A 12,778-nucleotide genomic window follows, 5' to 3' on the forward strand; every position below is an offset into this window, starting at 1 on the left:
CAGGTGGACCCGGTGCGGGCCCAGGCGCTGGCCGCGGGCGGACCGGAGGACCTGTCCTTGCTGGAGCAGGAAGCCGCGCGGCTGGAGTCCCTGGCGCGCGAGCTGGACGGACGCGCGGGCGCGCTGGAGCGCCGCGCGAAGACGCTGGCCCCCTAGCTAGAGCAGGCCGCCCTCCACCTCCAGCACCACCGTGGCCTGCACGCGCACCTCGCGCTCCGGCAGGCGCCCCGTGCCGCGCAGGATGATGGCCATGGAGGGCGCGGCCACGTAGGGCCGCAGGTCCACGCTCCCGTCCGCCTTCAGCGACAGCGTGGGGTTGGGCGCGCTCAAGCCCAGCCCGGAGATGCCGTCGCGCGCCGCGAAGCGCGACTCGGAGTTGCCCGCGCGCGCCACCGCCTCCAGCGAGTCCAGGAAGTCGAAGCCCTGGTCGTTCGGGCTCAGGAGCTTGAGCGTCATCGACTTCACCTGCACGCGCGACACCTCGTCCTTGGTGACGTCGCGGTTCTTGAAGTCCTGGTTCTCGTTGAAGTCCAGCGCCGAGAAGCTGCTGATGGCGGGAAAGGCATTCAGGAGCGTGGGGTTGCCGGCGGGGCTCGCGGGCACCGTCGCCTCGCCCTGGACCTCCGTGAGGAAGGACGACGGGGAGCAGGCGCAGAGCGACAGGCCGGCCGCCACCGCGAGGAAGGACGCGTAAGACATGGCCGCAATGTACCGGGCGGCCGGGTGCGGCGTCACCGACCGCGGGCGCACCCCGGGTGTCCCCGGGGCGACTCGGCCGGGATGGACGCTTGCGAGGGTGGGGCAGGCCCACGGGCCGGAGTATGGTGCGCGCGTCTTGGACCGCCGCCTCCCCCCGCTCCTCTTCGCCCTCGCGTTGCCCTGGGGCGGAGGTGCGCGCGCGGCCGAGTGGCAGGGCTCGCTCCGGGGCACCGGCCGGCTGCTCGTGGACAGCAACGCCCCGCGCGACTTCTCCGACGGCGCCACGCACGGCCCCGGAACGGACCTGGCGCTGAGCGCGCTGGGCGTGGCGGAGGGAAAGGGCACCGGCGAGCGCTCCCAGGTGGTGGGCCGGTACGAGCTGGGCGGGCGCAAGTACGTGGACTACGCCAACGAGGACACGCTGGTGCAGGCGGGCGCGCTGGAGGGCTCGTTCGCCCTGGGCACCGAGTGGGGCGTGGGCGCCGAAGGGCACGCCAAGGACCGGCGGGGCGGCAGCCGCGCGTACTCGGACCTGGGCGCCAGCCTCTTCGCCGAGTACGCCCCGGACGTGCGCCTGGCCCTGCGCATGCGCCTGGGCGCGCGCCGCTTCGTGTACCGCCCGGACCACACGGCCGACTTCGGCGGGCCGGAGGTGGGGGTGCTGGGCCGCTACCGGCTGAGCCCGCGCCACACGCTGAGCGTGTTCGGCGAGTGGGGCTCGCGCCGCTACGGCCCCTTCGCCCGGCCCCTCCCCGGGGTCAGCACCTCCCCCGGGCGGCGGCAGGACGGCGCGCTGCTGGCGGGGGCGGGCTACACGTACCGGGGGCCGGTGAAGCTGTCGCTCACGTATGCCTTCCAGGAGGTCAGCTCCAACAGCTTCGGGGAGACGGCGCTGCGCCACCGGCTCACCGGCAGCGCCGGGGTGCGGCTGCCCTGGCGGGTGACGCTGCTGGCGCAGGGCACGCTGGGCCTGGCGCGCTACCCGGACGGCATCTTCCTGTCGCCGGAGATTGTCCTGGTGGAGGAGGACGAGGGGCAGAACTCGCTGTCCCTCAAGCTGGCCCGGCCCGTCTCCGCCCGCGTGGACCTGGAGCTGTCCTGGGGTCTGTGGAGCACGCGCCTGCCGCGCAACGGCCTCAGCTACACGCGCCAGGTGTTCGGCGTGGGCTTCACCTGGCGTGACCAGGACTGAGAGTCATTCCAGGTCGGCGATGCGCTCGTCGATTTCCTCCGCCAGGCTGGGGTGCTGCTGGGCGAGCGCGTGGTCCCGGGCGGTGGTGAGCACCTGCTTCGCCTGGTCCGTCCGTCCGGCGCCCGCGTAGGCATCCCCCAGGGAGACGAGGGCGGCGGCGTACTTCGGGTCCAGGCGGACGGCGGTTTCCAGGGTCTGGATGGCGCTGTCGTACTCCTTGCGCTCCAGGTGGAGCTTCCCCAGGGAGAACCAGGCCATGGGGGCGTCTGGGAACTGGGCCGTCATCTTCTTGAACTGCTCCAGGCGGGCGTCGCTCATGGACGGAACCCATTAGAGGAGCGCTGGAAGCTTGCCAAGGGTGCGATAGGGTATCCGCCACATGGCCACGAAGAAGAAGACCCCTGCATCCAAGAAGGCGAAGGCGACGGCGAAGGCGAAGACCGGCACCCGGGCTCCGGCCCGCAAGAAGCCCGCCGCGAAGAAGGCGAAGAGCAGCCTGCGTCCGCCGCCGCGCAAGAAGACCGCCGCCGCGCGCAAGAAGGCCCCGAAGGCCGCCGCCCCGCCCGCGCCGCCCAAGCCCGCGGAGAACCCGAAGGCGCGTGAACTGGCGCGCCGCATCGGCAACCTGCTGCTGGACAAGAAGGCCTCGGACGTCGTCATCCTCGACATGCGCGGGATGACGTCCTACGCGGACTACATCGTCATCGCCTCCGGCGAGAGCGACCGCCAGGTGAGCGCCATGGCGGAGAACGTCCAGGTGCAGCTCAAGCAGGAGTCGCCGCCCCTGCGCCCCATCAGCACGGAAGGCCTGGAGACGGGCCAGTGGGTGCTGCTGGACTACGACGACGTCGTGGCCCACCTGTTCAATGGCGAGGTGCGCGCCTTCTACGACCTGGACGGGCTGTGGGCGGACGCGCCCCGGGAGAAGCTGGCCTAGTCCCGTGAAGGTCCGTCTCCTCTCCATCGGCAAGGACCGCTCCGGACTGTTCGAGCCCGCCGTGCAGGAGTACGCGCGGCGGCTCGAGCACTACACGCGCTTCGAGCTGCTGGAGCTCACCGAGGCCTCGGGCCGCAAGCTCAAGCCCGGCGAGGCGAAGTCCGCGGAGGCCGCCGCCATCCTCGGCAAGCGCAAGCCGCAGGACTGGGTGGTGGCGCTGGACGAGCGCGGCACGCTGCTGGACTCCGTGGAGCTCAGCCGCTACGTCGCCAAGGCGCAGACGGGCGCGAAGGACCTGCTCTTCGTCATCGGCGGGGACGAGGGGCTGGATGACTCGGTGCGCGGCGCGGCGCATCAGGTGATGTCGCTGTCGCGGATGACGCTGCCCCACCGGCTGGCGCGGGTGGTGCTCATCGAGCAGCTCTACCGCGCGTTCACCATCCTGAAGGGCGAGCCCTACCACAAGTAGGCGGCCGGGCAGGCCGTGCGCCCAGGCTGGGGCCGGGGCGTCAGGGCGCGAGAAGGCTCCGCGTCGGGACCGGCCATCATGAACACGCCCTCTTCTGAAACCTCCACGGCCGCCACCGTGCGCATCATCGCCTCGCCCCAGTCCTGGGTGGAGGGCGAGGCCGTCCGCCAGCTGGAGGCGGTGGCGCGCCTGCCCGGCATGCGGCTCGCGGTGGGATTGCCGGACCTGCATCCCGGCAAGGGCGCCCCGGTGGGCGCGGCCTTCGAGTCCGAGGGCTTCCTCTATCCCTACCTCGTGGGCAGCGACATCGGCTGTGGCATGGGCTTGTGGGACGTGGACCTGCTGACGCGCAAGGCGAAGGCGGAGCGGTGGGCGGCGAAGCTGGACCTGGAGGGGCCGTGGGAGGGGGACACGGACGCGGTCCTCGCGGAGCACGGCGCGAGCAGCACGGGCTTCGAGGCGGCGCTGGGCACGGTGGGCGGCGGCAACCACTTCGCGGAGGTGCAGCGGGTGGAGGAGGTGCACGACGCGCGCGTCTTCGAGGCGCTGGGCCTGCGGGAGGAGCGGTTGCTCTTGCTCGTGCACTCGGGGTCGCGCGGGCTGGGCGAGTCCATCCTGCGCCGGCACGTGGACCGGCACGCGGCGGGCGGGCTGGCGGCGGACTCGGAGGAGGCGCGCGCGTACCTCACGCGGCACGACGGCGCGGTGCTCTGGGCGAAGGCGAACCGGGCGCTGGTGGCGCAGCGGGCGCTGGCCGGGATTGGCGCGACGGGGCGGCGGGTAGTGGACGTGTGCCACAACAGCGTGACCGCGCGGCATGAGGGCGGGCGCGTGGGGTGGTTGCACAGGAAGGGCGCGGCGCCCTGGGACGAGGGGCCGGTGGTGATTCCCGGCAGCCGGGGGGCGCTGAGCTATCTGGTGTTGCCGGTGGGCACGGGCGAGCAGAGCGCGCACAGCCTGGCGCACGGCGCGGGCCGCAAGTGGACGCGCACGGCCGCGCGGGAGCGGCTGAAGGAGCGCTTCACGGCGGAGTCGCTGACGCGCACGTCCTTCAAGAGTCACGTGGTGTGCGAGGACCGGGACCTGCTCTTCGAGGAGGCGCCGCCGGCGTACAAGGCCATCGACCGCGTGGTGACGGACCTGGTGGAGGCGGGGCTGGTGCGGGTGGTGGCGACGCTGGCGCCGGTGCTCACGTACAAGACGCGAGGCCGCGCGGCGGAGTGAGCGGCACGGGGCTCGCACGAGGGGCGCGAAGCTGCGCTGCCCCTGGGAGCCCTGGTGATGTGGAAGGCCCTGCTGGATTTGCTTTATCCGCCCATGTGTCTGGCCTGCGCGAAGGTGCTGCCGGGCGTGGGCGCGGTGTTCTGCGAGCCGTGTGACACGGCGCTGGAGCGGCTACCGCCGGGGTGTTGCCGGACGTGCGCGGAGCCCGGTGCGTTTCCCGGGAACGCCTGTCCCCGCTGCCGGACGGTGCCGCCGCCGTTCAGCCGGGCCTGGGCGCCGTTCGCGCACGAGGGGCCAGTGGCGCGGGCCATCCACCGGTTCAAGTACGAGGACCAGCCGGACCTCGCGGCGCCGCTGGGAGCGCTGCTCGCGGACGAGGCGCGGCGGTTCCTGCGGACCGCGCCCGGGTGCGTGGTGGCGTTGCCGCTGCACGTGCGGCGCTTCCGGAAGCGGCAGTACGACCAGGCGCACCTGCTCGCGGGGGAGCTGGCGAAAGCCACGGGGCGGATGGCGCCGGGGGGCTGGCTTACGCGCACGCGGGAGACGCGGCGGCAGGTGGGGCTGAGCGAGGCGGAGCGCGCGGGCAACGTGGCCGGAGCGTTCGTGGCGTCGCGGGCGGTGAAGGGGCAGGAGGTGTTGCTCCTGGACGACGTGTTCACCACGGGGGCCACCGCGCGGGCCGCGGGCGTCGCGCTGCGGGAAGCGGGGGCCGCGAGGGTGGAGGTGCTGACGTTGGCGAGGGCGTTCACCCTCGCCTGAGTCAGCGGATCAGCCCTGGGACTTCTTGAGCCGGGCGAGCTCGGCCTCAAGCACTTTCAGACGGCGTTCCAGGTCGTCGCGGCGCTGAAGCTCTTCCTCCAATTGGCGGACCCGCTCCTTGTAGCTGAAAAGCGGTGTAGCGCTCGTCCATAGCTGGAGGCGTTCTCCTTCAGCCTGGAATTCGAGTCCCAGCACTTCGGAGACGTATCTCCCGCGCCTGGGCTCCAGGCGTGTGTAGACACGCGCATCGGGCGTCGCGAGCCGGTAGCACTGCAGCGTGCAGTCACGTCCGTCGAGGATGAAGTACTCCGGAATCCCCAAGCGGGCGTAGCGCCGCACCTTGTCCTCGGCGGCCGTCATCCGATCTCCGCCCGCGTGCACCTCCATGACCCAATCCAATCCGTGGGCCTCGGCGCTACACACCCACTTTCTCCGGCGATGGCCCTGCGCATCCAGGACGACCAGCAGGTCCGGCGCGAAGCGTGGCTCCTCTGGATAGTAGATGGGGAGCGCGGAGCTCACATACGCCCGTCGGGACTGCTGCGCCCAGTACCTGCGCAACACATTCCAGACGTAGGTGCGCGGGCCGGTGTGCCAATCCCCTTCAGGCATTGGCATCTCATTCCAGGTCACCTCACCAGGAAGGGACTCCACAACCCGAGCCCGCTCCTCCTCGGTCAGCGCATCCCACACCTTCTGGGAGGGTGCGCGTGGGCATTCGGATACGACCTCTAGAGTCCTATCTTCCACGAACAACATGTTGGGTCTTATCCCTGGAAGGGTCAATCCCCCCGGGTCGTCTATGCTGCGCGGCGAAGGACTTGTCGCGGAGAGGAGAGGCTCGCGATGCTGACGCCAGAGGAGCGCAACCGGGCGCGCGAGGGCAGGCTGCTGGCGCATGGCAGCTGGCTGCTCTACGTCATCGCGGTGCTGATCCAGCGGCTCTCGGATCCGCCTCTTCTGGGCTCACGGCCGCTGGGTTACGTCCTGGTCCTGCTGTTCAGCTCCGGGCTCGCCATGGGACTCGTAGCGCTCATCCGCCACCAGCGCTACCTGCCCGCCCGGGTGTTCGCGCCCGCGTTGGCGGGCCTCATCTTGAATGGGTCCATCTTCGCCAGCCTCGCCATGGTCATGGCCATGTAGGCGCGCGGGTCGCCGCGTTCAGCGCGTCTTCGCCGTCTCCAGCGCGAGCGCCTCACCGCGCAACTGCGCGTCCAGCCAGAACGTTCCGCCCGGCACGAGCGAGGCCACGAAGGCCACGGCGATCCGCTTCACGCCCCAGCGGTACTCGATGGCCGCCATCGTCAGCGTGTAGAGGTACGCCATGAACAGCAGGCCGTGCGCCATGCCCACCACGCGCACGCCCAGGGGCATGTGCAGCACGTACTTCAGCGGCATGGCGATGAGCAGCAGCACCAGGAAGGACAGTCCCTCCCAGAAGGCGACAGCGCGGAAACGGCCCAGGGCGGTCTTCAGCATGACGTCCTCTCTCCTCCGCCCCTTCCCCGCCGTCAAGGCAGGCGGTTGAAGCCCCCGGGCCTGCCCGCTCCAGGTCCGGCCTGACGGCATGCCCTCCGAGCCGCGCACGGGATGTCGGACGCATCACGCCCGGCGCCTTCCTCCACCCGTCCACCCCCGGAGGCTGTTATCCCCCTGCGCGTGGACTCCACCCAGACGAACTCATCCCTTCCCGCGCTCGCGCGTGAGGCCGCCCAGGCTCCGGCCGCGGCCCGCCGCCAGCTCGAGCGCTGCCGCGACACCTTCGCCTACCTGGGTGCTCGCCTGCGGCGCACGCCCCCTCGCTTCGTCGTCACTTGCGCGCGCGGCAGCTCCGACCATGCGGCCGTCTACGGCAAGTACCTCATCGAAACCACGCTGGGCCGCGCCGTGGCGTCCATGGGCCCCAGCGTCGCGTCCGTCTACAACACGCGCTCGCTGGACCTGCGCGATGCGCTCTTCATCGCGGTCTCGCAGTCCGGCCAGAGCCCCGACCTCTTGCGCATGACCGAGGCCGCCCGCGCCGGGGGCGCCGTCGTGCTGGGCTTCATCAACGACGAGTCCTCGCCGCTGGCCTCGCTGTGCGACGTGCGCGTCCCGCTGTCCGCCGGTCCCGAGCACAGCGTCGCCGCCACCAAGTCCTATCTGCTCTCCGGCCTCGCCTTCCTCCAGCTCGTCGCGCACTGGTCGGACTCCGCGGAGCTGCACGACGCCGCCCGGCGGTTCCCGGACGCACTGGAGGCGGCGGGCAAGCTCGACTGGTGGCCGGCGCTCGCGACGCTCAAGGAGGCCACCAGTCTCTACGTCGTCGGCCGGGGCAGCGGCCTGGGCGCAGCGCTGGAGATGGCGCTCAAGCTCAAGGAGACCTGCCGCATGCACGCCGAAGCCTTCAGCACGGCGGAGGTCCTCCACGGTCCACTCGGGCTGGTGCGGCCGGGCTTCCCCGTGTTCGCGCTGGGCCAGGAGGACAGCGCCGCGCAGGGCACCCGCGACGTCGTGCAGCGCATGGTCGAGCTGGGCGCGAGCGTCCACACCGCCCTGCCCGTCCCTGGCGCGCAATCCCTGCCCACGCTGCCGGACCTCCCCGCCGCGCTCGCGCCGCTGTGCCAGGTGCAGAGCTTCTACTTCGCGGTGCACCAGCTCGCGACCGCGCGAGGGCTGAACCCGGATGCGCCCGCGCACCTGCGCAAGGTCACGGAGACCGTGTGATGCCCACCGTCCTTCAAGGCGCTCGCGTCTTCACCGCAAGCCCGCGACTCGAAGGGCATGCCGTCGTCTCGCACAAGCTCACGGGAGCCGTGTGATGCCCACGCTCACCGCATTGCAGGGCGCTCGCGTCTTCACCGGGGACCAGCTCCTCGAAGGTCACGCCGTCGTCCTCGAAGGGGACACCGTCCACGCCGTCATCCCCTCTTCCTCAATCCCTCCCAGTGCCACCGTGCACACGCTGCCCGGTGACACGCTGCTCGCTCCGGGCTTCGTGGACGTGCAGGTCAATGGCGCGGGGGGCGTGCTCTTCAACGACACGCCCACCGTGGAGGCCGCGCTCGCCATCGCCTCCGCCATGCGCGCGTGCGGCACCACGGGCCTGCTGCCCACCTTCATCACCGACGACGCCGCCCGCATGCGCGAGGCCTGCGAGGCCGCGCTCACCGCCACCTCGCGCCCCGGCAGCGGCGTGCTCGGCATCCACCTGGAGGGGCCCTTCATCAGCCGCGAGCGCGCCGGCGTCCACGTGCCCTCCTTCATCCGCGCGCCCGACCCTCGCGACCTCGACTACCTCACCGCCCTGCCCCGCCGCTTCGCCGCGCACGGCGGCCGCGTGCTGATGACGCTCGCGCCCGAGTGCGTGGACGACGCCACGCTGCGCCGCCTCGCCACCTCCGGCGTGGTGCTCAGCGCGGGCCACACCGCCGCCACCAGCGAGCGCACCACCCAGGCCCTGCACGCGGGCGTGCGCGGCTTCACCCACCTGTTCAACGCCATGCCCCCGGTGGTGAACCGCCAGCCCGGCCCCGTCGTCGCCGCGCTCACCCATGACGACGCGTGGTGCGGCGTCATCGCGGACGGGGTGCACGTGCACGCGGACAACCTGCGCCTGCTCCTCAAGGTCAAACCGCCGGGCAAGGTGTTCCTCGTCACGGACGCCATGCCGCCCGTCGGCACGCCCGCCACGTCCTTCACCCTCCAGGGCCGCACCATCCTGCGCCGCCACGGCCGGCTGGAGACCGAGGACGGCACGCTCGCGGGCGCGGACATCGACCTCACGGCGGCCGTTCGCCACTGCGTCCACTCGCTCGGCGTGCCCGTGGAGGAAGCGCTGCGCATGGCCTCGCTCCACCCCGCCGCGTTCATCGGCCTGCATGGCCACCGGGGCCGCATCGCCCCCGGACAGCGCGCGGACCTCGTGCTGCTCGAGCCGGACCTTTCCGTCCACACCACCTGGGTGGCCGGACAGGCGAAATCCAACGTCAGCCATTAACCCGGAAAAATGGGGGCGTGACTCCTTCCGCGTGTACCGCAGGCGAGGAGAACACGAATGCGTCGTAGCAAATGGATTGTGGGCCTGGTGGCGTCCGCGCTGACCGTCGCCGGTTGTGGCCAGGAGTCCTTCGCGCCCGAAGCCGGGGGCCCGGGCAGCGTGATGAAGGCGCCGCTGGAGGCCGCGTGGGCCGTGGGCGTCGCGTACTCCGTGGGCACGCGCGTCACCTATGAAGGCCGCGTCTATGAGTGCCGTCAGGCCCACACGTCCCAGGCGGACTGGACGCCCGTGGCCGTGGCGGCGCTGTGGCTCGACCTGGGCCCCGTCACGGGCGGCGGCGACACCACCGCCCCCGTCGTCTCTGCGTCGAGCAGCAAGACGAGCGTCACCACCGCGGGCTCCATCACCATCTCCGGCGGCGCCACCGACGACACGGGCGTGACGAAGCTGGAGATTTTGGAGAACGGAAACCTCGTCGCCACCGCGTCGTCCTATACGCGCAGCTTCTCCGGCTCCGCGCAGAACGGCACGTACACGTACACCGTGAAGGCCTACGACGCCGCCGGCAACGTGGGCACGAAGACAATCACAGTCACCGTCGCCATCCCCTCCAGCGGCGACGTCACCGCGCCCGTCGTCACCGCCAGCGCCAGCGCGTCGCGCCTCACCGCCGCCGGCTCCTTCACCGTCTCCGCGAGCGCCACGGACAACGTGGGCGTGACGAAGGTGGAGATCCTGGAGAACGGCACCCTCGTGGCCACCGCGGCGTCGTTCACCCGAGCCATCTCCACGTCCGCGCAGAACGGCACGTACACGTACACCGTGAACGCGTACGACGCGGCCGGCAACGTGGGCTCGAAGACCGTCAGCGTCGTGGTGGAGCTGCCCGTCACGCCGCCGCCGCCGGGCGGCAAGCGCATCGTCGGCTACTTCACCGCGTGGGGCATCTACGGCCGCAACTACCAGGTGTCCAACGTGCCGGCGTCGAAGCTCACGCACATCAACTACGCCTTCTCCAACATCTCCCCGGACGGCAAGTGCATCCTCGGGGACCCGTTCGCGGACATCGACAAGGGCTTCGGCTACCCCGGCGAGTGGGACCCCGGCGCGCTGCGCGGCAACTTCCGCGCGTTCAAGGAGCTGAAGAAGACCAACCCGAACCTCAAGCTGCTCATCTCCATTGGCGGCTGGTCCTGGTCCAAGTACTTCTCGCAGGTGGCCGCCACCGCCGCGGCGCGCACCGCGTTCGTGAAGTCCTGCGTGGACCTGTACGTGAAGGGCCAGTTCCCCGGCGTCACCCCGGCCAACGGCGTGGGCGTGTTCGACGGCATCGACGTGGACTGGGAGTACCCCACCGGCGGCGGCCTGCCGGGCAACCTCAGCAGCCCCGCGGACAAGGTGAACTACACCCTGCTCATGCAGGAGTTCCGCACCCAGCTGGCCGCCGTGACGGCGCAGACGGGCCAGAGTTACCTGCTCACCATCGCGTCGGGCGCGTCGCCGGACCTGCTCGCCAACAAGCAGGAGACCGTGAAGCTGGCCGGCATCCTCGATTGGATCAACGTGATGTCCTACGACTACCACGGCGCCTTCGAGAGCACGGTCAACTTCCACTCCGCGCTCCACCGCGTGACGGGCGACCCGGGCGCCAACGACGGCTTCTACACCGACGGCTCCATCTCCAGGATGCTCCAGCTGGGCGTGCCCGCCTCCAAGATTGTCCTGGGCGTGCCCTTCTACGGCCGCGGCTGGGGCAACGTGCCCAACGTGAACAACGGCCTGTTCCAGTCCGGCGTCCCCACCCAGGGCACCTGGGATGACGGCCAGTCCGGCCTCACCGGCGTGTTCGACTACAAGGACCTCAAGGCCCGCTTCGAGAAGGCCGGCTCCGGCTACTCGAAGTTCTTCCACCCGGAGAGCAAGCAGGCCTACGTCTACAGCCCCACGACGAAGGTGTGGGTGGCCTACGACGACCCGCGGAGCCTCGACGCCAAGTCGGACTACATCCTGGCCAAGGGCCTGGGCGGCGCGATGTTCTGGGAGCTGAGCGGTGACGACGGCAGCCTCGTCAACGCGCTCTACTCCAAGCTCCACTGACGCCTCCCCCCTCTCAAGGGGAGCACACCTCGGGGCCGCACGGGCATCCACGCCCGCGCCGGCCCTGTGCGTTTTTCCGCCGTTGCCTCCACGGGCCCACCCCGCCCCACACCGGTCCGGCATAGAGTGGGACGCGAATTGGTTGCCTGCCCGCCGTCCGGGGCCGCATGCAGGGGAAGGCCGTGACGGGTCCGCCTGTTCACTGGCGTCATCGCCCCCTGCCTGCCCCCGGGCGCCGTCGAACTTCGAGGAGAACGGATGTCGCGTTTCACATCGCTGGCCGCACTTGTCGTGCTCACCTGCCCCGTGCTGGGGCTCGCGAAGCCGAACGCGGACGACCGGGCCCGCGAGTACGCGGCCGAGGCCGTCAAGGCCGCCAACTCGCCGCGCGGCGGCGCCGCCCTCCTGCGCATGCACGCGCTGGTGGACGACGTGGAGGACCTCACCCCGCTGGTGAGCACCTACCAGCAGATTGCCTCCCGCCGCTCGGCGGACGCGAACACGCGCACCACCGCTCAAATCCTGCTCATGGACGCGGAGCGCTCGCGCGGCCGGATGGTGCGCGCCAACGAGGTCCGCCAGTGGCTGGGCTTCGTCAACGACTACTACGTCGTCGGCGGCTTCGAGAACGAAGGCAAGGCCGGCTGTGACACCGACTTCGGCCCGGAGGCCGCCAACCTGGACCTCACCGCGCGCTACCCCGGCGCGAAGGGCCACGAGGCCACCTGGCGCAAGCTGTCCGTCACGTCCGCGGACGGCTACGTGGACCTGGCCACCGCGGTGCGCCCCAACAAGGAGTCCGTGGCGTACGCGCTCACCTGGCTGGAGGTGCCCCAGGACACGCGCGTGGCGCTGGGCCTGGGCACCTCCGGCGGCTACCGCCTGTGGGTGAACGGGCAGCTCGCCTCCAAGGAGGACCGCTACAACCTGCCCGCCCGGACCAGACGCGCGTGTCGGTGAAGCTCAAGAAGGGCCTCAACCGCGTGCTGGTGAAGGTGTGCCAGGAGTCCGGCCCGCTGGGCTTCTACCTGCGCTCGGAGACGGCCTCCGCCCGCGCCTCGCTGCCCGCCAAGGCCCCCGCCCTGGAGCGCATGCCCGCGCCCGCGCCGCAGCCCCTGCCCACCCTCACCTCCGCGCTGCGCGCGCTGGTGGAGAAGCACCCGGACGACGCGCAGCTGAGAGGCGACTACGCCCAGGTCCTGGCCTTCTTCCGCGCCTATGACGAGCGCGAGCACACCGCCAGCGCCGAGGCCGCGCTCGCGGCGGAGAACGCGCCCACCGACGCGCGCTTGCAGGTCCTGGCCGCCAACACCCAGACGGACGACCTCAACGAGCGCCGCCGCTTCCTGGAGGCCGCCGTGAAGGCGGACCCCACCTACGCCCCCGCGCGCCTGGCGCTGGCGGACCACGAGATGGACCGCG

13 protein-coding genes and 1 pseudogene are annotated in these 12,778 nt (G+C 71.4%); 10 read left to right on the forward strand and 4 right to left on the reverse strand.

All coding sequences use genetic code 11. The annotated features are described in order from the left end of the window. Nucleotides 1-156 precede the first annotated feature (156 nt). Nucleotides 157-699, reverse strand: coding sequence for a hypothetical protein (locus tag ACLEQD_RS23895; RefSeq protein WP_410387021.1), 543 nt, complete (start codon nucleotides 697-699; stop codon nucleotides 157-159). Between the two features lie 136 nt (nucleotides 700-835). Between ACLEQD_RS23895 and ACLEQD_RS23900 the strand changes: the two genes are divergently transcribed. Continuing rightward, complete coding sequence (locus tag ACLEQD_RS23900) at nucleotides 836-1,891, forward strand: hypothetical protein (RefSeq protein WP_410387023.1); 1,056 nt, start codon at nucleotides 836-838, stop codon at nucleotides 1,889-1,891. Between the two features lie 3 nt (nucleotides 1,892-1,894). Here the strand turns inward: ACLEQD_RS23900 and ACLEQD_RS23905 are convergent, their stop codons facing one another. Further along, nucleotides 1,895-2,209: a tetratricopeptide repeat protein gene (locus ACLEQD_RS23905; protein WP_410387025.1), complete on the reverse strand. Its 315-nt coding sequence runs from the start codon at nucleotides 2,207-2,209 to the stop codon at nucleotides 1,895-1,897. A gap of 61 nt (nucleotides 2,210-2,270) precedes the next feature. Here ACLEQD_RS23905 and rsfS point away from each other — a divergent pair, with 61 nt between their 5' ends. From rsfS to ACLEQD_RS23925, 4 genes are all read left to right on the forward strand, one after another. Further along, nucleotides 2,271-2,828, forward strand: a complete 558-nt coding sequence (rsfS, locus tag ACLEQD_RS23910; RefSeq protein ID WP_410387027.1) for a ribosome silencing factor — start codon at nucleotides 2,271-2,273, stop codon at nucleotides 2,826-2,828. Nucleotides 2,829-2,832: 4 nt separating this feature from the next. Beyond that, the gene (locus tag ACLEQD_RS23915) at nucleotides 2,833-3,297 is read left to right on the forward strand and encodes a 23S rRNA (pseudouridine(1915)-N(3))-methyltransferase RlmH (RefSeq protein ID WP_120560138.1); all 465 of its coding nucleotides are present in this window, start codon (nucleotides 2,833-2,835) and stop codon (nucleotides 3,295-3,297) included. A gap of 78 nt (nucleotides 3,298-3,375) precedes the next feature. Further along, nucleotides 3,376-4,521: an RNA ligase RtcB family protein gene (locus ACLEQD_RS23920; RefSeq protein ID WP_410387029.1), complete on the forward strand. Its 1,146-nt coding sequence runs from the start codon at nucleotides 3,376-3,378 to the stop codon at nucleotides 4,519-4,521. Between the two features lie 57 nt (nucleotides 4,522-4,578). Further along, nucleotides 4,579-5,280 carry a double zinc ribbon domain-containing protein gene (locus tag ACLEQD_RS23925; protein ID WP_410387042.1) on the forward strand — a complete coding sequence of 234 codons (702 nt, stop codon included), beginning with the start codon at nucleotides 4,579-4,581 and terminating at the stop codon, nucleotides 5,278-5,280. A gap of 9 nt (nucleotides 5,281-5,289) precedes the next feature. Here ACLEQD_RS23925 and ACLEQD_RS23930 read toward each other — a convergent pair whose 3' ends face one another. Then, entirely contained in the window at nucleotides 5,290-5,913 is a 624-nt protein-coding gene (locus ACLEQD_RS23930) for a Uma2 family endonuclease (RefSeq protein WP_410387031.1), read from the reverse strand. Nucleotides 5,914-6,126: 213 nt separating this feature from the next. Between ACLEQD_RS23930 and ACLEQD_RS23935 the strand changes: the two genes are divergently transcribed. Further along, complete coding sequence (locus ACLEQD_RS23935; RefSeq protein ID WP_410387033.1) at nucleotides 6,127-6,423, forward strand: hypothetical protein; 297 nt, start codon at nucleotides 6,127-6,129, stop codon at nucleotides 6,421-6,423. 18 nt (nucleotides 6,424-6,441) lie between these two features. Here the strand turns inward: ACLEQD_RS23935 and ACLEQD_RS23940 are convergent, their stop codons facing one another. Further along, nucleotides 6,442-6,759 (reverse strand): DUF3817 domain-containing protein, encoded by a 318-nt coding sequence (locus ACLEQD_RS23940; protein WP_410387035.1) that lies wholly within the window; start codon nucleotides 6,757-6,759, stop codon nucleotides 6,442-6,444. A gap of 180 nt (nucleotides 6,760-6,939) precedes the next feature. On the opposite strand from ACLEQD_RS23940, the gene ACLEQD_RS23945 reads away from it, so the two are divergent. From ACLEQD_RS23945 to ACLEQD_RS23960, 4 genes and pseudogenes are all read left to right on the forward strand, one after another. Continuing rightward, nucleotides 6,940-7,986 carry an SIS domain-containing protein gene (locus ACLEQD_RS23945; protein ID WP_410387036.1) on the forward strand — a complete coding sequence of 349 codons (1,047 nt, stop codon included), beginning with the start codon at nucleotides 6,940-6,942 and terminating at the stop codon, nucleotides 7,984-7,986. Nucleotides 7,987-8,080: 94 nt separating this feature from the next. Continuing rightward, a complete protein-coding gene (gene nagA, locus ACLEQD_RS23950; RefSeq protein ID WP_410387038.1) occupies nucleotides 8,081-9,259 on the forward strand; it encodes an N-acetylglucosamine-6-phosphate deacetylase in 1,179 nt (392 codons plus the stop codon). Between the two features lie 57 nt (nucleotides 9,260-9,316). Further along, nucleotides 9,317-11,356, forward strand: a complete 2,040-nt coding sequence (locus ACLEQD_RS23955; protein ID WP_410387040.1) for a glycosyl hydrolase family 18 protein — start codon at nucleotides 9,317-9,319, stop codon at nucleotides 11,354-11,356. A 258-nt stretch (nucleotides 11,357-11,614) separates the two neighbouring features. After that, nucleotides 11,615-12,778: pseudogene (locus tag ACLEQD_RS23960) on the forward strand (cell division protein FtsK); the annotation flags it as partial.

The organism is Corallococcus sp. 4LFB (assembly GCF_046520365.1).
Taxonomy (GTDB): domain Bacteria; phylum Myxococcota; class Myxococcia; order Myxococcales; family Myxococcaceae; genus Corallococcus; species Corallococcus caeni.